We start from the raw sequence: 19,818 nt of genomic DNA, 5'->3' as shown, positions 1-19,818 counted from the left end.
GGTAGCCTGCCCGTTTTTAAAATCACAGAACCGACAGGGTCATGCATGTCTGAACTGAAACTGGAAACACTTGAACAACACGCCAGCTACGGCATTGGTCGCCAGATGGGCGATCAGCTCGCCCAGGGCGGCTTTGAAGGTCTGGATCTGAACGCGGTCGCGACCGGTATCAAGGACGCCTACAACAATCTGGAACTTCGGGTACAGGTCGAAGACATTCAGACGGCCTTTACCGAAATCAACCGCCGCATTCGCGAGCAGAAAGAAGCCGAAGCCAAGGAATTCTCCGCTGCCGGCGAAGCCTTCCTCAGCGAAAATGCTCAGCGCGACGGAGTTGTCACCCTCGAGTCCGGCCTGCAGTACGAAGTCATTACCGCCGGTGATGGCAGCGCCAGCCCGACCCGCGATTCCAAGGTACGCACGCACTACCACGGCACCTTCATCGACGGCAATGTCTTCGACAGCTCCTACGATCGCGGCCAGCCGGCCGAGTTCCCGGTCGGTGGCGTGATTGCCGGCTGGACCGAAGCCCTGCAGCTGATGTCCAAAGGCGCCAAGTGGAAACTCTACGTGCCCTACAAACTGGCATACGGTTCCCAGGGGTCCCAGGGCAGCATCCCGCCGTACTCGACCCTCATCTTTGATGTCGAGCTGCTCGAGATCCTGTGATCAAAATGTAGGGTTACAGGCTGCACTGTTCCACCCAGGCTGCGGTACGAACGCAGGCTGGGTGGATGTGAGTGTAACCCAGCACAGATACCCCCTCAGCAATCCGGAACCACCATGAAACTGCACCATCAGATCCAGGGCCAAGGTAAACCGCTGCTTATCCTGCACGGCCTGTTCGGCAGTCTCGACAACTGGGGCAGCCAGGCCAAGGCACTGGCGCAGCAGTTTCAGGTTATCAGCGTTGATCTGCGCAACCATGGCCGCTCGCCCCACAGCGACGAGGTGAGCTATGCCGCCATGGCGCAGGACCTGATCGAACTGATGGATAGCCTGCATATTGCATGTGCCCAGATTCTGGGGCATTCCATGGGCGGCAAGGTCGCCATGCAGCTGGCACTGAACTTTCCCGAGCGCATCGACCGGCTTATTGTTGTCGACATAGCGCCGGTGCAATACCCGCATCACCACGACGATGTTTTCAAGGGGCTCTTCGCGGTGGAGCTGAACACCCTGAAATCACGCAGCGATGCCGAGAAGCAGCTGGCACCGCTGGTCGAAGATCCCATGGTGCGCGCCTTCCTGCTGCGCAACCTGTACCGCACAGACGCCGGCGGCTTCGCCTGGCGCATCAATCTCGAGGGCCTGCACCGCGGCTACGCCGGCATCGCCGCCGCTCCCCAGGGCACGCCCTTTGATGGGCCGACCCTCTTTATCAAGGGTGGCAACTCCGACTATATCCAGCCGCAGCACCGCGATGCCCTGCTCGCCCTGTTCCCGAACGCGGGCTACAAGGTGATCGACGGCGCCGGCCACTGGCCGCAGGCAGAGAAACCCGCACTTGTAACCAGGCTCGTTCAGAACTTTCTGCAGAGCTAAACAAGCCGGCCACTCAGGCAGGGGCAAAATAACCCTCTTGTAGGAGCCCAGTCTCTGGGCGAACCCCTGGGATCTTTACAGGCAGCCCCCAGACTGAGCTCCCACAACAACCTCATCGCCCTTACAAGACCCCGATGGCGTTGAGAAAGATCAGCAGGATGCCTACCGGTACGATGTAACGGATAAGGAAGTGCCAAACCCTGTGTCCCAGCCCCTCGCCCAGCTCGTCGCGGGTCGCGGCCTTGGTCATGATCCAGCCGGTAAAGACGGCCATCGCCAGACCGCTCAGCGGCATGATCCAGCCACTGGTCAGGTAGTCGAGCACGTCGAAGAAGGTCTTGCCATACAGCTTGTGCTCTTCCCAGATGTTGAACGAGAACACCGACCCCAGGCTCAGCAGCCAGATACCGGCAGAGGTTAGCAAACCGGCTTTGAGGCGCGAGAAACCGCGTTTCTCGGTCAACCAGGAGACCGCCGGTTCCAGCAGCGAGATTGCCGATGTCAGCGCGGCGAACGACAGCATGATGAAGAACAGCACCCCCACCAGTTGACCAAACGGCATCTGCCCGAACGCCAGCGGCAGGGTCACGAAGATCAAACCGGGGCCGGCACCGGGTTCAAGGCCGTTGGCGAACACGATCGGAAAGATGGCCAGCCCCGCAATCAGCGCCACCAGGGTATCGAGCAGGCCGATCGTCAGCACCGTCCTGCCGAGCGAGACCTGCTTCGGCAGATAGGAGCCGTAGGTCATCATGCCGCCACCGGCCAGACTCAGGGAAAAGAAGGCATGGCCGAGCGCTACCAGTACGCTGGTGCCGGTCAGCTTGCTGAAATCCGGGCTGAACATGAACTCGAAGCCATGGGCAAACTGTCCGGTCGTCATCGAATAGCCGACCAGGATCAGCAGGATCAGCAACAACCCCGGCATCATGATGGTGACCGCGCGCTCCAGTCCCAGTTTCACGCCTTTGATAACGATAGTGGCGGTGATCGCCAGTACCAGGCTACCCCAGAGGGTAGATGCCAGCGGATCCCCCACCAGACTGCCGAAAAGGCCGCCAATCTCGTCACTGGACGCGCCGGCAAAAGCGCCGCCTCCGGCGTTGAAGATATAGGCCACGGCCCAGCCGGCCACTACCAGGTAGAAGCTCAACAGCACAAAACCGGTGATAACACCAACCCAGCCGACAATCTGCCAGCGCGGGCTGACTCCCGCCTCGATGGCCAGCGCCTTCATCGCATCCGGCGGGCTCTGCTTGCCGCGCCGACCGATCATGATCTCGGCCATCAGCAGCGGAATGCCGATCAGGGCGATACAGCCCAGATACAGCAGCACGAAGGCACCACCGCCATTTTCGCCGGTGATATAGGGGAATTTCCAGATATTGCCAAGACCCACGGCCGAGCCGGTCGCGGCCAGAATGAACGCGAGCCGGGTCGACCACTGGGTCCGCCCGCGCTCGGGAGCAGCCTGGTTCAGCGAGGCCGTCGCGGCCACCGACGCTGCAGCTGCAGAAATACTGTTGTTACTCATGCTGTATGGTTCCTGATCTTATAGTTATTCAGAGCGTACAAGTGCGCCTTTGCGCCGCCGATGCGGCGCATAAAAAACGCAGACGCCCGCTGTGCGGGCGCATCAGATTTCTTGCTTCAGGTCACCGCGGTGAGCTGTCGGTAAACCGCCTGATCCCAGTCGCGGGTCGCCATAATGTCGACCAGTGCATCCACGCAGTCCCAGAGATCAACGAAACGGACATAGAGCGGCGTGAAGCCGAAGCGCAGAATATCCGGCGCACGGAAGTCACCTATGATGTTGCGCGCAATCAGGGCCTGCATGATGGCGAAGCCCTGCTCGTGCGTCAGCGACACCTGGCTGCCGCGTAACGCCGGATTCTTTGAGGAGGCGATACCAAAGCCGTAGTCGCCGAGGCGCTGCTCCACCAGTTCGATAAAGAGCTGCCCCATCTGCAGCGATTTCTCGCGCACCAGCGCCATATCGGCCGATGCCATGATATCGACCCCGACCTCCAGCAGGCTGGCGCCGATGACCGGGGTGGTACCGCACAGCGTGCGTTCGATACCGGGCGCAGGTTCGTAGTCGTCACGCATCTGGAAGGGGCTGGCATGGCCAAACCAGCCGCTCAGGGGTTGCTGCAGCTGCGCCTGATGGCGCCGGGCGACGAACAGGAAACCCGGCGCACCGGGGCCGCCATTGAGGTACTTGTAACCGCAGCCGATGGCAAAATCGGCACCCACGTCGTTTAGCGCCACCGGCACGGCCCCGGCGCTGTGGCTAAGATCCCAGAGTACCAGCGCACCCATTTCATGGGCGCGGGCCGTGATCGCCGCCATGTCGAACATGCTGCCGCTCTTGTAGTGCACCTGGGTCAGCACCACCAGCGCGGTATCTTCGTTGATGGCCGGCAGAATCTCGTCGCGGTGTACGGTATTGAGCTGCACGCCGCCGTCCATAAAGGCCTCAAGCCCCTGCAGGATATAGAGATCAGTCGGAAAGTTGCCGGGCTCGGACAGGATCTTGCTGCGCCCGGGGCGCAACTTCACCGCCGCCGCCGCAAGCTTGAACAGATTGACCGAGGTGGAGTCCGCCACCACCACTTCGCCAGCATCGGCGCCGATCAGGCCGGCGATCTTGTCGCCGACACGGCGCGGCAGGCTGATCCAGTCAGCGGTATTCCAGCTGCGGATCAGCCCCTGACCCCACTCCTGCTCCACCACTTCCCGCGCCCGCGCCTTGGCGGCCCTGGGCAATACGCCGAGCGAGTTGCCGTTGAGGTAGATATGCCCGGCCGGCAGCTCGAACTCCTGTTGAAAAGCGGCCAGCGAATCCTGCTGGTCCAGTCTGGTGAAGTGGTCACGCGTCAGTGTCGTCATGCTTAAATGCTCCTCAGCAGCGCCCGCACGGGCGAGGCATCAAGTTTGTCCAGTTTCAAAGGCGGTGCGATCAGCTCGTAGGCGCCGGCCGGTACCCCGTCGAGCACCAGGCCTTCGAGGATGGCCATGCGGTGGCGACGTACCGCCCGGTGCGCATCCAGCGTCTTGGAGTCCTGCGGGTCCAGCGACGGACTGTCGATGCCGATCAGCCGGGCGCCGCGTGCGGCCAGCAGTTCAATGGTCTGGGCCGCGACGGCGGTGAAGTCGGATGTCCAGCGTTCACGGGGAAACTGCGCGAAGGTGCGCAGCAACACCCGCTCGACCCGCTCGGGCAGCTGATCGACAATGTGTTCGGGAAGCACCAGAGCGCCGGACGCCACCGTATCGATCAGCAGGCAGGGACCGATGTAATACTCGAGGCTCACCTCGGCAATCGGCAGGCCTGCGGCGTCATAATGCAGCGGCGCATCGGCATGGGTGCCGGAGTGGGTCGAGAGGCGAAAGCGCCCCACATTGACCGGACAGCCGTCCTCCAGCACCCAGTGCGGGTCGGATTCAAATGCGGTATCACCGGGCCAGACCGGCAGCCCCGCACGCAATGTCTGCGAGATATCCCAGAGTGTGCTCATACCTGTGCCTCAGACCGAGGTCCGCACGGACCAGAGTTCCGGGAAGAACTGCAGCTCCAGCGCCTTGACCAGATAGTTCACGCCGGCGGTGCCGCCGGTTCCATGGCGATAACCGATAATGCGCTCCACCGTCTTCATGTGGCTGAAGCGCCATTTCTGGAAGTTGAATTCCATGTCCACCAGCTTCTCGGCCAGTTCGTACAGATCCCAGTATTTCGAGGTGTTGCGGTAGATCTCGGACCAGACCGCCTCAACCTGCGGGCTGGCGCTGTAAGGCTCGGACCAGTCGCGCTGCAGCTGGCTGTCGGGGATATCGAAGCCGCGCTTTTTCAGCAGTTGCAGCGTGATGTCGTACAGGCTCGGCGCCTTGAGCACGGCCTGCAGATGCGCGTAATGCTGCCCGTGGGCGCGATGCGCCTCGATCATGCGGGCGTTCTTGTTGCCCAGCAGAAATTCCAGCTCACGGTACTGGTAGGACTGGAAACCGGAACTCTGGCCCAGGTCATCACGAAAGCTCGCATAGTCCGCCGGTGTCATGGTCACCAGAACTTCCCAGGCATTGATCAGCTGTTCCTGGATACGGGCGACGCGGCTCAGCATCTTGAAGGCGGGGCGCAGATTATCCTGGCGGATATGCTGTGCAGCGCCATAGGCCTCGTGCAGGCAGAGTTTCATCCACAGCTCAGAGGCCTGATGGATAACAATGAACAGCATCTCATCATGCTGCTCGGAAACCGGGTTCTGGCAGGCCAGCAGCGGCTCCAGCGCCAGATACTGGCCATAACTCATGTCCTGATCCCAGTGGACCTTCTCGTCGTCCAGATTGACCTGCTGCCTGTCTGCCGCCTGTGCCCTGCATCCGTCGCTCATCGTTCGTATCCTTGCTGCCGTTGAATTGTTGTTATTGAACTGCAGTGAGTTTACGTAGCGCCAATTTGCATGTAAATTTCATAAAATTACTCATTTTTATTAGTTTTTTACATACTTTATGAGCACCCGAGTCAGCACCCGCCATCTGCAGATGATCCTGGCGATCGCCACCACCGGCAGCGTCTCCGAGGCCGCCGGCCTGATCGGGCTGACGCAGTCGGCGCTGAGCCACCGTATCCGCGAAGCCGAGCGTCTGCTCAATACCGAACTCTTCTACAGACGCCACAAGAAACTGATCCCTACCAGTGCCGGCAAACGCCTGTTGCAGTCGGCGCGGGTGGTGCTGGGTGAGCTGGAGCGGGCGGAAAACGATATCAACAAGCTGTCGGTGGGGATCGAGCATGTGGTGCGGATCGGCAATGAAGCCTATGGCAGCTACCACTGGCTGCCGCCCTTTCTGACAGGCTTCATGGCCGAACATCCGAGCATCAGCGTCGAGATCATTCCGGATGTGTCGATGGACCCCTATACGGCACTGCGCAACGGCAGCATCGACCTGTCCATCGTGTCGGGAACTGTGGTGCAGACGGGATTCCGGACACTGAAGCTGTTCCGGGACGAGATGGTGGCGGTGTTACCCGAGGATCATGCCAACGCTGGCCAGGACTGGTTGTCGCCCGAGGAGATCGCCGACAACACCTATATTACCTACCACACCAACCCGGGTCCTGGGCGCGAGTACGAGCAGCTGTTCAGCCGCTATCAGCTGCTGCCCCCCAGGGTGATCCGCGCCGGCGTTACGGAGGCGGTGGTGGAGTTTGTGCGCGCAGGCGCAGGCATCACCATAATGCCGACCTGGGCCCTGAAACCCTACCTGCGCCACGGCGGCCTCAATACGGTGAAAGTGACAAAAGAAGGACTCTATCTGGACTGGCAGGTAGTGCTGCGCAAGGACGAACGCCTGGATTCACCGATCACCATGCTGGCCAAAGCGCTGAAGCAGGGCGATTTGAGACAATTCTAGAGCGCAACCAGCCCGTCAAAGCAGCATGGTTACCAGCTCGCCCTTCCAGCTCAGCAGCACCAGGGTGATGAGCGTTGCCCCCAGGAAAGGCAGCAGCGCACGGAAGATGCGCATCGGCGGCGCGCCTGTCATGGTCGAGGCGATAAAGAGCCCGGCGCCGACCGGCGGCGTCAGCAGTCCAAGCACCAGCGTCAGGCACACCACCACGCCGAACTGGTATGGACTGATACCGAACTGGGACTGGGCGATCGGCAGCAATATGGGCACCACCAGGATCAGCGCGGCGATACCGTCGATCACCATGCCCACCAGCAGCAGTATGCCCACCACCATCAGCAGGAACATGAAGGGGTCGGCGGTCTGGGCGGCGATCCAGATTGCCGCATTCTGCGGAATCTTCTCGAACACTATCACCCAGCCGAAAACGCCAGCGGCCGCGATCAGCATGATCACCATGCCGGAGTTGAAAGCGGTGCGCTTGAGCACCTCGAACAGCATCGAATACTTGAAATCCCTGTACACGTATTTACCGATCAGCAGCGCGCCCAGCGAGGCCAGCGCGGCAGACTCCGTCGGTGTCGCCAGCCCGGTCAGAATGCCGCCGATAATGATCAGCGGGATCAGCCCTGCCGGTATCCCCATGAGGATATATTCCCGCGCCTGTTGACGGCTCGGCCATTCCCCCTTCGGATACTCGTATACCAGTCCCATCAGGCTGATCGTGAGGAAAAACAGCCCCCCCATGATCAGGCCGGGGATAATACCGGCGATGAACATCTCGGCAATCGGTACCTGCGCCAGCACGCCAAACAGCACGAACAGCATCGAGGGCGGAATAATCGGCGACAGCAGGCCGCCGGCCGCCGTAATGGCCGCGGCATAGGGTTTGTCGTAGCCCTCCTTTTCCATCGCCGGCACCATGGCGCGGGACATGATGGCAATCTGCGAGGCAGCCGATCCCATGATTGCCGCCATCATCATGTTGGCCACCAGGTTGATGTAGGCCAGACCACCACGAAAGCCGCCCACCAGAATGCGGGCCAGATTGATCAAGCGGGACGTCAGTCCGCCCTCATTCATCAGCTCCCCGGCCAGCATGAACAGTGGAATCGCCAGCAGACCGTAGCTTTCGATCGCGCCAAACAGCTGCTGCGGATAGGAATCGAACAGTACCGCATTGCCGGAGGCATTGATGTACCAGAGGGCCGTCAGCGCCAGTACCAGGGCGATGGGCACCGCCATGAAGAGCAACAGCAGAAATACAGCGAACGTCATAGGGTTTCTCCCGCAAGGACGGGGGTGGGCCGCAGGTTCTCAAGCAGATTACTCAGCGCATGCAGCGAGAGCGAGAACGCAAACAGCGGCAGCGCCAGCCATATCCAGAACTTTTTCAGCCCCAGAGTGTTGGTATTCTCCGCGTACATGAAATTGAAGGTTTCGCCCTGGAAAGCCTGCAGGTCGAAGCCTGACTGGTACAGCGTGAAGGGGTCGTACCAGTTCCAGCACAACCAGAACAGAAAAAGGGCAAAAAACAGCACCATCAGATCGCTGAACAGCGCCAGCCAGTAGCGAATTTCGGCATTGAAATAGTCGGTCAGAATGGTGACGGCGACGCACTGGCGCTTTTTCAGCAGCACCGAGGTGGTAAAAAAGGTCATCCATACCATGCAGTAGATCGCCAGCTCATCCACCCAGTAGATCGCGTGGCCCGCTGCGCGGCTGACGATATTCAGCAACACCAGCAGTGTCACGGCGCCGGCCAGCGAGGCCGCTACAACGACCTCGGCCCGGGCAATCAGATTCGAGACAGCTTTAAGCATGACAGTTCCTCCCACAGCTCCCGGAACCCTACCGGGAGGCTGTTAGTGTTGTGGCTTATCAGCTGCCCTTGACCTGGGCAGCCGCCTTGCGGAGATCCTGCAGTGAGCTGGCCTTCTCGGACCAGATGGCTTCCCAGTTTGCGATTACATCGGTGAATTCGTCGCGACCCGCTTCACTGATAGTGATATCGAGCTGGCGCAACTGCTGCTCCTGGTCCTTCTCCTGGGCCTGGAAACGGTCGATCACCGAATCAAGGTGCGCTTTCATGGTGGTCTGGATCAGCGCCCTGTCCTCGTCGCTGAGGCCGCGCCAGACGCGGCCCGACACCACGCCAACCATCGGGAACATCATGTGGTTGGAGATCATCAGGTTGTTGGCCCGCTCGTAGAATTTGAGGATCAGGATGGAGTCGAAATCCATGTCGATGGCATCGACCTGGCCATTGGCCAGCGCATCGTAGACGCCCGGCAGCGGCAACGGCGTGGGCGCCGCGCCCACGGCAGTGTAGAAGTCGCGGATAGGTTCAAACGGTGTAATGCGCAGCTTCTTGCCCGCGAGGTCGGCGGGGCCTGTGACCGCATCACGGCTCAGCACCTGGCGCATGCCGGCCATGCCATAGCCGATTCCCACCACACCAACACCGCCGGGAAGCTGATCCAGCAAGCTTGTTGCCGTCTCGGAGCGCAACAGCGCCGCGGCCTGATCGATATCATCGACCAGGTAAGGCGCATAGAGGGCACCGAAGTCCGGCACCCGGTTGGACATTTCCGCGAGGGTCAGGAAGGCCATGTCCAGGGCACCGGTCTGCAACTGCTGCACCATTTGTGCCTCGTTGCCGAGCTGCTGCGCCGGGAAAACCGAGACACTGTGCTCGCCGGCGGATTTTTCGTTCAGTTCCTTGGCGAAATCGTTGGCCGCCTGGGTCCAGATATGGGGCGGAGGCGTAATCAGGCCGAGGCGGAATTCCTGCGCCTGGGCCGAGACTGCGGATAACGCCAGCGAGGTCGCCAGCAGCAGGGGTTTGAAGTCAATCATGGTGAGCTCCATTGTTGTTATGGGCAACGTCTGCCCACGAACAATCAACGGGGCAGTCTGTGCTGTCTGGCACTGCACGCATAAGGCTCACGCCGGCAGGCGCGGGCGTCAGCTTCGTGGTGCCAGATACAGCTATCAGACCAGAGAGCGCAGGCATCAAACTATCCCGATACTTCACGATCTCTATCCGCTTTTACCCCACCGGGGACCCAGGTTCGACAACACCCTATCTGGCCGCCGCGTCCACATACTGCGCAGCACAGGAAGCGCCGTCCTGCTGCTTGCCTGGCAGCGGTTCGAACAGATGCCCAAGCTGATGGCGCTGCAAGGCGGCCGCAAGCTCAGAACCCTCTTCACTTTGCAGCGCGGCGGCCTTGAGGCGGCCCAGGAGGTCACTGGCATCAGGGCGCCCATGGAACGCCCGGGCCGCGGCCGAAATCGCCCTGAAACTGCGCAGCCCCCGCTCCCGGGTTTTGCTGTAGCCCTTGATCAGCTCCGGCAGTGCCGCCACTTCGCAGCCCAGGTCATAGTCTGCCACCAGCGTCCTTTCCAGCTGTTCCAGCCAGGCATCAATCTGCGTCTGCTCAATAGCATCACGCAGCGAAAAACGCCTGAGCGGGCGTAGTTGTGCCACCAGGTACAGCGACACAAAACCGCAGAGGCTCTGGGTCGAGAGTTTTTTCGGGCCCGCGAACATGGCTTCCAGCAGCCGCCCCGCCCAGCGGGTGCGCAACACCCAGCGTCCCAGGCCCGCAGGCAGTGTTTCGGCCACTTCTTCGAGCCTTGGGTGCATGAACTCGGTGAAATGGGATACCTGGTCCGCATCGATGCCCACCTCGTCATACAGGCGCTCAAACCGCTGCGAGCGCGTCTTGATATCCGCCACCCGGATCGTATCCTCATAGGCCATCCAGAGCCCCAGGGTGCGGGCCGCTATAGCGCTGCAACGCCAGCCTTTACCGCCCAGGTCATCCGCCTCGGTCTCCAGCGCTAGCAGCCGCTGCATCCGTTGGACATAGCGCTTGGCGTAACGCAGGTCGCTGTGGTCCAGCATTCTGCGTACCCCTTCCTGCAACAGCGGCCGCAACGCCGGTGTAAAGTCCCGCTCGACAAGCGCCAGCAGTTGACGGATGCCGGCATCCTGCCCCCGGTAGTGCCAGCCCTCGGCAACAGCCCTGGGGACAACAGGATTTTCCGGCTTGCGGTTGGCCTCGGCCTGCGCGGCACCTGCCGCAAAGGCGGCGAGACTCGCCTCAACGCCCACGCCGCCCCTGCGTATGGCCTGTTCGAAGTCCTCCCGGCCAAAGGGCAGTACGCCGCTGCCGTGAATGGCGCCAAACAGCACCGCACTCACCACACTGCGGCATTGCTCGGCCAGGGCCGCCATATCAAAGCAGATATAACGCCGGGCCATTTGTGCTGCAGTGACATGGACCGACTCGGAATTGGCGATGGCGTTGCCCATGGACTCCTTTTCGGCCACGGCATAGGCCCGGTGTGACGACGCGATCAGCGTGGTGCGATCCGGCGTCACAAAGCCCCGCTGCATGGCACGCCCGGCTTCCATCAGCTCGGCCGCAACCACCAGGTCGACATCACCGCTGGCCGGTGACAGCGACAGCACGGGGCGCCTTGTGTCTGTGTCGCCCGGCTGCGGCCGGAACAACTCCAAGTAGTAGATGGTCGCCCCGGTACGCTGGGCCACGCCCGGCACCGAGGTGGTCTGGGCGTGCCAGTTCGCCGCCTCCGCCATACCCACGATCCAGTCGGCCAGTACACCGCCGCCCTGCCCGCCCATGGCGGTAATGGCAATATTGAAACGCTGTTTATCGAGTGTTTTCATCAGGCAGCTCCATCCAGCTGGTAGATTTCATGACGCCTTTGCGCCCTTTTCTGCAACCTGCGAATCACGCTTTGGGACAGACGTCGTCTGAAGGTCTCCCAGCGGCCGGCATTGCGCACCACTTCCACCCGCACAAAGGATGGACAGAGAATATCGGCGTGCACGTTTTCTCCGCACAGACCGCATCCGACACAGCTGTTGTCGATGCGGGTCACCGGGTCTGAGCGCCAGGGATCGGGGTTTTCCTTCACCGTCAGGGATGGGCAGCCCGACAGACGGATGCAGGCCCGATCGCCGGTGCAGGTTTGCTCATCGATGGCAAAGCGCGCCTCGGATACGCGCTTGCCGGCTTTAAGATCGGCGCGCTTGTTGCGTTTTTCCCGCCGCTGCAGATTCAGCATGCACTCGGATTGCGCCACTATTACCTTGGGCCCCTGGCCTTTTGTGCTGACCGCCTCGCGCAGCGTCTTGAGCATGGCGCTCACATCGTAGGTGCGGGTCAGGGTCCGCACCCATTTCACCCCCACGCCCTCAACCGCGCGGGAAATCGGGTTATTGGTCGCAAGGTTCGCATTCGCGGCCCGGGATGACAGAATATCCTGGCCCCCGGTGGCGGCGGTGTAGGCATTGTCGATGATCAAATTGACGCCATCGCTCTTGTTGAAGACGGCATTGCCGACACCACTGGTCAGGCCGTTATGCCAGAAGCCGCCATCCCCCATGATCGAAATCGCAGGCTTGTCGGAGCTGACATTGAAGGCCGAGGCCGAGGCACTGCCAAGGCCGTAACCCATGGTGGTGGCGCCCAGGTTAAAGGGCGGCAGGATCGAGAACAGGTGGCAGCCGATATCACAGCTGATATGAAAATCGCCGCGCTCCTTCTGCAACAGTTTGATGGCGGAGAAAATCGGCCGCTCCGGACAACCGGTGCAGAAACCCGCCGGGCGGGCCGGCACCACCTCGCTCAGGGCCTCGAGGGACAGGGGCCGGGCTGGCACGAAGGACAGCGCGGTCTCGTGTTGCAGCAAGTCCGTGGTCTGGGCCTGCAGGAAGTTACGGATACCGGCCTTCACCACATCGGTGGTGTATTCACCGACCCGCGGCAGCACCGCCTTGCCCTGCAGCAGCGTCTTGCAGCCGGCCCGGGCGAAGAGGGTATGGAGTTCATGCTCGATAAATTCAGGGTTACCCTCTTCCACCAGCAGTACCGCCGACTTGCCTTGGGCAAAGCGCAGCAGCTCGTCATCGATCAGCGGAAAAGCCACGTTCATTACATAGAGCGGGATCTGTGACTGACCATAGGCATCCGCCAGCCCCAGGTGCTCCAGGGCACGAATCACGGTGTTGTAGCTGCCGCCCTGCAGAATAATACCGACGTCCTCGCGGCTGCCAGGGAAAAACTCGTTCAGTTCCTGCGCCTTGATAAACTCGATGGCCGCCGGCAGGCGCGCTTCGATCTTTTCCCGCTCGTGCAGGAAGGTCGCCGGTGGCAGCACCAGGCGACTCAGGTCGCGCTTGGGATTCTGTAGCGCGTCCTGCAAGCTGAACTCGGCCTTGCGATTGTCCCTGGCCACAAACTGGCCATGCACATGACAGGCACGGATGCGCATCTGCAGCATGACGGGGGTATGGCTGGCCTCGGACAGCTCAAAACTCTTTTCCACTGCATCGACGATGCTCGGCAGGTTGGGCCTGGGATCGAGCAGCCAGATATGGGACTTCATCGCAAAAGCATGGGTACGCTCCTGCATGATGGAAGAGCCTTCGCCATAGTCCTCGCCGATAATGATCACGGCACCACCGGTCACCCCGCCCGATGCCAGATTGGCCAGCGCATCGGAGGCCACGTTGGTGCCCACCGTCGACTTCCAGGTGACGGCACCGCGCAGCGGATAGTGCACCGACGCCGACAGCATGGCGGCTGCGGTGGCTTCACTGGCACTGGTCTCGAAGTGAATGCCCATGTCATCGAGAATTTCTTCCCGCGCATCGGCCAGCACATCCATCAGGTGAGAGATGGGCGAGCCCTGATAGCCCCCGACATAGGACACGCCCGACTGCAGCAGCGCCTTGGTCACGGCGAGGATGCCCTCGCCATGGAATACCTCGCCGTCGCCTGCGTGCAACTTCTTCACTTCACTCTTGAACGATCTTTCCGCCATCAGGCCTGTTCTCCCGCACTGTTTAACCGAGCCTGTTAACTCGCGATCAGAAAATTGACAGGGGCGCGTTCAGCGCTGCCTCTGTTTTAGCGTGGCGACATCCGGGCAGCATCGCGCTGCAGAACACGTCTTCCAGCAGCTGCAGACGTGCCCTGCGCACCGCCAGCAGCACCGCCAGACGCGAAGGACTGGCGGCAGAGCGCCCGGCCTGTGCGATCAGCTGCCAAAACTGGACTTGAGCTGTTGCGCATACTGCGGGCTGAGCTCTTCCACCGCCTGCCAGCCGGCACTTTGGGACAATGCCTGAAAGCGATCGGCCTGTTCCGGCGGCAAGACGATAGCCTCGATACCCACGCTGGCCTGCTGCCGCTTGTCGGCCTCGGCATCCGCGCCGGCAGCCTCATTGAGGGATTCAATCCAGGCCACTTGCTGGCGCATGAACTCACGTTGCGGCTGATCCAGCTTTTCCCAGGTGTTCTGGTTCATGAACAGGCTGACTTCGACGTTGTAGAACCCAGGCTCAACGCGGTAGCGGGTTTTTTCCTGCCAGCCCAGATCGAAGATGCCCACCGACGGCCAGCCGTAACCGTCCACCACACCCCGTTCCAGCGCAGTAAAGACTTCACCGGGTGCCACCTGCAGCGGCGTGGCGCCCAGGGCCTGGAAGAAGGAGCGGTATACCGGCACGCCCCGCAGCTTGAAGCCGGACAGATCAGCCGACTCAACCTTTTTATTGGTATAGATATGGTATTGCAGCCCGTCAGACAGACGTGCCAGCCACACCATGTTGGCCTTGTCGCGATGGATCTGATCCATCAACTCATAGCCGCCATTGGCGCGCAGTTCCGACATGGGCTTGCGGGTGAGCGTCATGGCCAGGGACTCAGGCACCATATTGGCGTGGAACACCCCGGTGCTATTGGCGATGTCCACGATGCCGGCACGCACCGCATTGCCAATCTCGAACGGCGGCATGGACTCGGGACCACCCATGACCTGAATCTGCACCAGACCCTTGCCCTGTTCGTTCACGCTGTGCACAAACTGCTTGAAACGCTGATTGAAGTAGGTGTCCTGGCCAAAGGCCGTGACCGCCTTGAGGGTAATTTCCTGCGCCTGGGCCAGCCAGGGAACGCAGACCAGCAAACCGCCGCATAACGCTTTCTTAAAATTATTCTTCATGGGGTTTCTCCAGTTATTTTATTGCACCATCGGGAAAACAGGGGTGTGGTGTCCTACCCCATCAGATTGGGCAGTCCGGTGGCCAGCCAGGGCATCAGCAGGATGCAGCTCAGCACCAGCAACTCGATCAGCAGGAATGGCACTGCCGAGGCATAGATCTGGGTCAGACGAATGGATGGCGGTGCTACGCTTTGCATCACCATCAGCAGCAAGCCAAAGGGCGGGGTCAGCAGACCCAGTTCCATGGCAATCAGCATCATGACGCCGAGCCAAATAGGATCTATACCGGCCGCCGCGGCCAGGGGCATAAAGAACGGCAGGGTAATCATCATCATGCTGACCTGGTCGATGACACAGCCCATGATCAGAATCACCGCCAGCATGCCGACCACCAGCCAGAACGCCGACAGCTCGTACTCCCCAACCAGCGACAGCAGGCCACCGGTGGCACCGGAAAAGCTCAGTTGCTGGGAAAAGGCCGTGGAGGCCACCAGCACAAACAGGATGATCACCGAAATGCGCGCCGTTTCGATCAGCGCCCGAATCAGCTTCGCCTTTGTCAGTACGCCGTAGGCCAGGGTCGCCAGTACGGCGGCCAGGGCACCGATGGCCGCCGATTCCGTCGGCGATGCCCAGCCGGCCAGCATGCTGCCCACCACGGCGACAAAGATCCCCAGCAAGGGCACCACATCCCGCAGAAAAGGCCACCAGCGCTCCCAGCGTGTTTCGCGAATCTCATCAGCGGTATCAGCCTCGCGGCTTTTCTCATGCAGGCATGAACGCACGATAACGAATCCAAGAAAGCCCGCCGCCATCAGCAGACCCGGCACTATGCCACCGATCAGCAGACCCGAGATCGACACACCGGCCAGGCTGCCGAGCATGACCGCCAATGCAGAAGGCGGAATCAGCATGGCGATGCCACCCACAGCCATGATGGGGCCCATGGCGACCGTGGGGTGATAGCCGCGCTTGAGCATTTCCGGCAGCAGGGCGCTGCCCATCATCGCCGTGTTGGCGATGGTGGAACCGGACAGCGCGGCAAACACTGTGCCGCCGAGAATCGAGACGATGGACAGCTGACCCGGCACCCGGGAAATCAGGCGCTCGATACTCGAGATGGCCCTATAGGCCAGGCCACTGTGGAACAGCACCTCCCCCATCATCACGAACAGCGGAATCGGCGTGAGGGAAAAACTGCTCACAGACCCCACCGAATTGCGCACCAGCTGGCCGATGCCGGCCTCACCCCCCATAAACAGCCAGGCACCCAGCAGATTCACGCCCAGGAAAGCAAAGGCCACCGGCATGCCGATCAGCATCAAGCCAAAGAGCGTGCCCAGCAACACCGTCAACGCCAGATACCAATCCATCAGGAGGCCTCCTTCACGGCCGGGGCGGGATCAAGCAGACGGCGCACAAACTCCAGCGTCAGCAGCACGAAGCCCGCGATCATGGGCAGGTTCAGCCACCACTGGGGGAACACCAGCACCTTGAACACCAGCCCGCCCTGGCGCGCCGTATCCAAGGTGACTTCCAGGCTGTACCAGCTCAGTACGGCGCATATGGTGGCGCCCAGCAGACTGAGACCGCGCTCGAACAGTGCGCGCCAGCGCGAGGGCATCAGTTGCAGCGCAAGATCGATGCGAATATGGTCGCCGCAGTACAGCAACCAGGGGGCGGCCAGCATGGTCGCCGTCATTAACAGGTATTCCGAGGCTTCCACCGTCCAGGGCAGCGAGAAGCTGGTTATGTTGCGCAGCGCTATATCGGTGCATACCAGTAGCGCCATAAGCGCGAACATCAGCGCCGCCAACAGGCCGCAGCCGTTAAACAGCCCGTGGTAAAACCGGTTGACGGCTATCGTATCCGGCAGTTCAGTCACCCTATCCATGTCGTCGCTTCCGTTATTGTTATGGTTTCCCGTTACCGCAACGTCCGGTAACGGCCTGTTCGCAGTAGGTCAGTGTTAAGCCCGACAGGCTGTCAGGCCTCAGCCCGCAGGGGCCGGCACCACTGCCGGGGCAGCTTGGTATTTCAGCAGCTGCTGGCGAATCTGTGGCGGAATCGAGACCTTGCCCACCCGGTCGCCAATGGCGCTAAAACACAGCACCAGCTGCGCATCCAGAATGGCTTCACCGGCACACCAACCGCTGATCTTGATCTCAAACGAGCTGTCGCCGACCCGCAGGCACGAGAGCAGCAACCTCAGCCGATCCGACTGACGGCAGGGTTTCGAGAAGGTGATATTGAGATTCACCGTCGGCACACCGGCACCGAAGCGCGCCTGCATGTCGCTGAATGCAAATCCCATGGCCTGAAACCAGTCTTCCACGGTGTCGTTCAGGATCTCCAGATAGCGCGGGTAGAATACAATTCCGGCGGGGTCACAATGCCTGAAGCGAATGACTTCTTCCTTCTGAAAAACCATAGCGTTGTCCTGTATGCGTTAATTCGAAAACGTTATCGGGCTCTGTCTTTCAGAACCCGACTCATCAGCACCAGCTGGCGGTGCAGCTCACCCATATCTTCGTCACCCAGCCCGCCCAGCACCTCGGTAATCCAGGCCTTGTGGACGGCGGCCATGCGCTCGAACCTGTCGCGCCCCAATGGCGTGAGACTGATCAGCTTGACGCGTCTGTCATCCGCCTGCGCCTGGCGCTGTACCAGACCATCGCGTTCCAGCCGATCCACCACCCCGGTGATATTGCCGTTGGAGACCTTCATCCATTGCGACAGGGCCGACATTTTCTCGGTCCCGCCGGCGTGCTGCAGTGCGGCCAGCAGGTCGAACTGCGGCAGGGTGACATTGAACTCTTTCAGCAGCAGAGCCCGCAGTTCCTGCTCGATCAAGGCGGTGTTGGATAGCATCCGAAACCAGGTTTTCAGCGAAAGTTCGTCTCTCATCGGCCTCAGCTCCCGTCAACCCGCACCGCGCCCCGGCTGTCAGCCTTGCGGTGCTCCTGCGGGAATTTCCTTTGTGGTTAAATTATTCATACACTAATATTTTAAGGTTAAAGTATCTAGTTAAAAATACACTCCGCTATTACTCCAGGAGAGCAAGAACGGAGCGCCCTAGCCATGCGCAGCACGGCTCAGCTGGCGGAAAATTTCTCGAAATACACCTGGCAGTTCGCCATGGCCCGCTGATCCAGCCACTGCTTGACCGCTTCGACCATCGGCGGTGGCCCGCACAGATAGGTGTCCACCTCACCATCGTTGAAATGACATTCCTCGAACAGGTCCGTCACCACGCCAACGGGGCCCTGCCAGTCTTCGCTCTCCCGCATCACAATGCGGTGATAGCTGAATCCCGGCAACCGTTCGGCATAACGCTGCAAACGTTCCAGCTCGCACAGGTCCTGCGCCTGGGTCACGCCATAGAACAGGGTCACCGGCTGGGTGCAGGCGCCAGGCTCTGCTGCCATCTCGTCCAGCATGCCCAGGAAAGCCGAGAGTCCGGTGCCACCGGCCACCAGCACCAGCGGGCGGCTCACCTTGCGCAGGTAGAACGCGCCCAGCGGCGCCTTCAGCCGGATTTGATCCCCGGGCGCTGCCCGGTCGCGCAGGTAATCACTCATGGCCCCCTGGGGCAGCAGCCGAATCAGGAACTGCAGGCCATTGGTCGCATTGGGCGCGCAGGCGAAGGAATAGGAACGCCACTGGTCGGTGCCCGGCACCTGCACATGGGCATACTGCCCCGGCAGAAAATCGAGCTGCTGATCCAGTGACGCCGCATCGATATGCACGATGGCGGTGGAGTCGGACAGCTGCTCGACGCTCTGCACCACAGCCTCAACCTCCAGCGGTCCGGCCGAGGTGCAGAGCGTCGATTCAAAGTCGAACTTTACCGCGCAGTCGGAGCTGACCCGCATCTGACAGGCCAGCACCGCGCCCCGCGCCAGATCGGCCTCGGACAGCGCATCTTCATCCACATAATCCAGGCTGTAGTCACCGGACTCGCAGGTGCCCTTGCAGGTGGCGCAGACGCCTTCGCGACAATCCACCGGCAGCGTGATTCCCTGGCGCAGCGCGGCATCCAGCAGCGGCTCATTGGCATTAACACCGACAAAATGGGTCCGTCCGTCGGTAAAACTCAAGGCTACTTTGTGCATGGCGCACCCCCTTGTTTCTGTCCGTCACTTGCGTGCCGATCAGACGTGATAGAAGTCCAGTACGTGGCGAATCTTGTCGTTCAGCAGGATCACCTGCTTCCTGCTGATACGAAAGCTCTCGCCCTCGGCACGCAGGCGGTATTCGACCCGCCCAAAGAACACCTCAGCCTCGCCGAAGCGGTAGAAATGGGTCGCCCAGTTGGCCTTCACCCGCCAGCTGCCGTCCTCCTGCTGCTCTGCCTGGACATTGCTGACCTGGTGCAAGGTGCGCGGCATCGGCGTACAGGCCGCCGACTTGCCGGTGCGAATGCGGTAGACCCGATCCTCCAGCCCGCCCCGATTGGGGTAGTAGATCAGTGACATTTCCCGCTTGGGGTCGGTGGTATGCACATGCTCCGACTCCCACTGCGGCATGTGAAACTCGGCGTCTTCGTCAAACAGCGCCAGGTACTCATCCCACTGCTGACGATCACAGAGCTCAGCCTTGTGGTACAGAAACTGTTCAATGCTTTGCACGGTCGGGTTCATCAGTTGCTCTCCTCTGCCTGGCGGGTCTTGGCGGCCAGTCCCTGCAGCAGATAGCGCTGCCAGGTGGAATGCTGATTCACGTACAGGCCTTCCTGGGTAAATTCAGTGCCGGTCAGTACCGGCCGGATACCCAGCGCCTCGGTATTGGCCGTCGGGCCACTGGTCCAGTTTT

At 61.0% G+C, this 19,818-nt stretch carries 19 protein-coding genes; 3 read left to right on the top strand and 16 right to left on the bottom strand.

Going from position 1 to position 19,818, the window contains the following annotated elements; genetic code table 11:
* The first annotated feature begins 45 nt into the window (after positions 1-45).
* Positions 46-669, top strand: a complete 624-nt coding sequence (gene bamJ / locus MRS74_RS19365) for a BamJ family beta-barrel-assembly machinery protein (RefSeq protein WP_254581925.1) — start codon at positions 46-48, stop codon at positions 667-669.
* Positions 670-783: 114 nt separating this feature from the next.
* Positions 784-1,545: an alpha/beta fold hydrolase gene (locus tag MRS74_RS19360; RefSeq protein ID WP_254581924.1), complete on the top strand. Its 762-nt coding sequence runs from the start codon at positions 784-786 to the stop codon at positions 1,543-1,545.
* A gap of 121 nt (positions 1,546-1,666) precedes the next feature.
* Here the strand turns inward: MRS74_RS19360 and MRS74_RS19355 are convergent, their stop codons facing one another.
* The 4 genes from MRS74_RS19355 to kynA form a co-directional block, all read right to left on the bottom strand.
* On the bottom strand, positions 1,667-3,079 hold the full coding sequence (locus tag MRS74_RS19355) for a sodium-dependent transporter (protein WP_254581923.1): 1,413 nt from the start codon (positions 3,077-3,079) through the stop codon (positions 1,667-1,669).
* 116 nt (positions 3,080-3,195) lie between these two features.
* Positions 3,196-4,437, bottom strand: a complete 1,242-nt coding sequence (gene kynU / locus MRS74_RS19350; RefSeq protein ID WP_254581922.1) for a kynureninase — start codon at positions 4,435-4,437, stop codon at positions 3,196-3,198.
* Positions 4,438-4,439: 2 nt separating this feature from the next.
* Positions 4,440-5,066, bottom strand: coding sequence for an arylformamidase (gene kynB, locus MRS74_RS19345; RefSeq protein ID WP_254581921.1), 627 nt, complete (start codon positions 5,064-5,066; stop codon positions 4,440-4,442).
* A 9-nt stretch (positions 5,067-5,075) separates the two neighbouring features.
* Positions 5,076-5,936 carry a tryptophan 2,3-dioxygenase gene (kynA, locus tag MRS74_RS19340; RefSeq protein WP_254581920.1) on the bottom strand — a complete coding sequence of 287 codons (861 nt, stop codon included), beginning with the start codon at positions 5,934-5,936 and terminating at the stop codon, positions 5,076-5,078.
* A 118-nt stretch (positions 5,937-6,054) separates the two neighbouring features.
* Between kynA and MRS74_RS19335 the strand changes: the two genes are divergently transcribed.
* On the top strand, positions 6,055-6,960 hold the full coding sequence (locus MRS74_RS19335) for a LysR family transcriptional regulator (protein WP_254581919.1): 906 nt from the start codon (positions 6,055-6,057) through the stop codon (positions 6,958-6,960).
* A gap of 15 nt (positions 6,961-6,975) precedes the next feature.
* On the opposite strand, the gene MRS74_RS19330 is transcribed toward MRS74_RS19335, so the two are convergent.
* The 12 genes from MRS74_RS19330 to antB all read right to left on the bottom strand — a co-directional run bounded on the left by MRS74_RS19330 (position 6,976) and on the right by antB (position 19,646).
* Positions 6,976-8,235, bottom strand: a complete 1,260-nt coding sequence (locus MRS74_RS19330) for a TRAP transporter large permease (RefSeq protein WP_254581918.1) — start codon at positions 8,233-8,235, stop codon at positions 6,976-6,978.
* Positions 8,232-8,780, bottom strand: coding sequence for a TRAP transporter small permease (locus MRS74_RS19325; protein ID WP_254581917.1), 549 nt, complete (start codon positions 8,778-8,780; stop codon positions 8,232-8,234). Before MRS74_RS19325 ends, MRS74_RS19330 begins: the two co-directional genes overlap by 4 nt.
* A gap of 58 nt (positions 8,781-8,838) precedes the next feature.
* Positions 8,839-9,816: a TRAP transporter substrate-binding protein gene (locus tag MRS74_RS19320; RefSeq protein ID WP_254581916.1), complete on the bottom strand. Its 978-nt coding sequence runs from the start codon at positions 9,814-9,816 to the stop codon at positions 8,839-8,841.
* Between the two features lie 226 nt (positions 9,817-10,042).
* Complete coding sequence (locus MRS74_RS19315) at positions 10,043-11,659, bottom strand: indolepyruvate oxidoreductase subunit beta family protein (protein ID WP_254581915.1); 1,617 nt, start codon at positions 11,657-11,659, stop codon at positions 10,043-10,045.
* Complete coding sequence (locus MRS74_RS19310) at positions 11,659-13,821, bottom strand: ferredoxin family protein (protein ID WP_254581914.1); 2,163 nt, start codon at positions 13,819-13,821, stop codon at positions 11,659-11,661. The genes MRS74_RS19315 and MRS74_RS19310 overlap by 1 nt, the downstream gene beginning before the upstream one ends.
* A 216-nt stretch (positions 13,822-14,037) precedes the next feature.
* The gene (gene dctP, locus MRS74_RS19305; RefSeq protein WP_254581913.1) at positions 14,038-15,003 is read right to left on the bottom strand and encodes a TRAP transporter substrate-binding protein DctP; all 966 of its coding nucleotides are present in this window, start codon (positions 15,001-15,003) and stop codon (positions 14,038-14,040) included.
* A 53-nt stretch (positions 15,004-15,056) separates the two neighbouring features.
* A complete protein-coding gene (locus MRS74_RS19300) occupies positions 15,057-16,376 on the bottom strand; it encodes a TRAP transporter large permease (protein WP_254581912.1) in 1,320 nt (439 codons plus the stop codon).
* Positions 16,376-16,897 carry a TRAP transporter small permease gene (locus MRS74_RS19295; protein ID WP_254581911.1) on the bottom strand — a complete coding sequence of 174 codons (522 nt, stop codon included), beginning with the start codon at positions 16,895-16,897 and terminating at the stop codon, positions 16,376-16,378. The genes MRS74_RS19300 and MRS74_RS19295 overlap by 1 nt, the downstream gene beginning before the upstream one ends.
* A 99-nt stretch (positions 16,898-16,996) precedes the next feature.
* Positions 16,997-17,434 (bottom strand): acyl-CoA thioesterase, encoded by a 438-nt coding sequence (locus MRS74_RS19290; RefSeq protein WP_254581910.1) that lies wholly within the window; start codon positions 17,432-17,434, stop codon positions 16,997-16,999.
* Positions 17,435-17,466: 32 nt separating this feature from the next.
* Positions 17,467-17,910, bottom strand: coding sequence for a MarR family winged helix-turn-helix transcriptional regulator (locus tag MRS74_RS19285; protein WP_067298847.1), 444 nt, complete (start codon positions 17,908-17,910; stop codon positions 17,467-17,469).
* 188 nt (positions 17,911-18,098) lie between these two features.
* Complete coding sequence (antC, locus tag MRS74_RS19280; RefSeq protein ID WP_254581909.1) at positions 18,099-19,118, bottom strand: anthranilate 1,2-dioxygenase electron transfer component AntC; 1,020 nt, start codon at positions 19,116-19,118, stop codon at positions 18,099-18,101.
* 39 nt (positions 19,119-19,157) lie between these two features.
* Positions 19,158-19,646, bottom strand: a complete 489-nt coding sequence (antB, locus tag MRS74_RS19275; protein ID WP_254581908.1) for an anthranilate 1,2-dioxygenase small subunit — start codon at positions 19,644-19,646, stop codon at positions 19,158-19,160.
* Positions 19,647-19,818 lie beyond the last annotated feature (172 nt).

The organism is Marinobacterium sedimentorum, assembly GCF_024267675.1.
Taxonomy (GTDB): Bacteria; Pseudomonadota; Gammaproteobacteria; order Pseudomonadales; family Balneatricaceae; genus Marinobacterium_A; species Marinobacterium_A sedimentorum.
This window is presented reverse-complemented; position numbering and strand designations above follow the sequence as displayed.

What these genes read in the sequence shown, in the direction of transcription:
- bamJ (WP_254581925.1), top strand. Translation starts at nt 46, where the DNA reads ATGTCTGAACTGAAACTGGAAACACTTGAACAACACGCCAGCTACGGC.
- dctP (WP_254581913.1), bottom strand. Translation starts at nt 15,003, where the DNA reads ATGAAGAATAATTTTAAGAAAGCGTTATGCGGCGGTTTGCTGGTCTGC.
- MRS74_RS19285 (WP_067298847.1), bottom strand. Translation starts at nt 17,910, where the DNA reads ATGAGAGACGAACTTTCGCTGAAAACCTGGTTTCGGATGCTATCCAAC.
- MRS74_RS19290 (WP_254581910.1), bottom strand. Translation starts at nt 17,434, where the DNA reads ATGGTTTTTCAGAAGGAAGAAGTCATTCGCTTCAGGCATTGTGACCCC.
- kynU (WP_254581922.1), bottom strand. Translation starts at nt 4,437, where the DNA reads ATGACGACACTGACGCGTGACCACTTCACCAGACTGGACCAGCAGGAT.
- MRS74_RS19335 (WP_254581919.1), top strand. Translation starts at nt 6,055, where the DNA reads ATGAGCACCCGAGTCAGCACCCGCCATCTGCAGATGATCCTGGCGATC.
- antC (WP_254581909.1), bottom strand. Translation starts at nt 19,118, where the DNA reads ATGCACAAAGTAGCCTTGAGTTTTACCGACGGACGGACCCATTTTGTC.
- MRS74_RS19330 (WP_254581918.1), bottom strand. Translation starts at nt 8,235, where the DNA reads ATGACGTTCGCTGTATTTCTGCTGTTGCTCTTCATGGCGGTGCCCATC.
- MRS74_RS19325 (WP_254581917.1), bottom strand. Translation starts at nt 8,780, where the DNA reads ATGCTTAAAGCTGTCTCGAATCTGATTGCCCGGGCCGAGGTCGTTGTA.
- MRS74_RS19355 (WP_254581923.1), bottom strand. Translation starts at nt 3,079, where the DNA reads ATGAGTAACAACAGTATTTCTGCAGCTGCAGCGTCGGTGGCCGCGACG.
- MRS74_RS19300 (WP_254581912.1), bottom strand. Translation starts at nt 16,376, where the DNA reads ATGGATTGGTATCTGGCGTTGACGGTGTTGCTGGGCACGCTCTTTGGC.
- kynA (WP_254581920.1), bottom strand. Translation starts at nt 5,936, where the DNA reads ATGAGCGACGGATGCAGGGCACAGGCGGCAGACAGGCAGCAGGTCAAT.
- MRS74_RS19310 (WP_254581914.1), bottom strand. Translation starts at nt 13,821, where the DNA reads ATGGCGGAAAGATCGTTCAAGAGTGAAGTGAAGAAGTTGCACGCAGGC.
- kynB (WP_254581921.1), bottom strand. Translation starts at nt 5,066, where the DNA reads ATGAGCACACTCTGGGATATCTCGCAGACATTGCGTGCGGGGCTGCCG.
- MRS74_RS19295 (WP_254581911.1), bottom strand. Translation starts at nt 16,897, where the DNA reads ATGGATAGGGTGACTGAACTGCCGGATACGATAGCCGTCAACCGGTTT.
- antB (WP_254581908.1), bottom strand. Translation starts at nt 19,646, where the DNA reads ATGAACCCGACCGTGCAAAGCATTGAACAGTTTCTGTACCACAAGGCT.
- MRS74_RS19360 (WP_254581924.1), top strand. Translation starts at nt 784, where the DNA reads ATGAAACTGCACCATCAGATCCAGGGCCAAGGTAAACCGCTGCTTATC.
- MRS74_RS19315 (WP_254581915.1), bottom strand. Translation starts at nt 11,659, where the DNA reads ATGAAAACACTCGATAAACAGCGTTTCAATATTGCCATTACCGCCATG.
- MRS74_RS19320 (WP_254581916.1), bottom strand. Translation starts at nt 9,816, where the DNA reads ATGATTGACTTCAAACCCCTGCTGCTGGCGACCTCGCTGGCGTTATCC.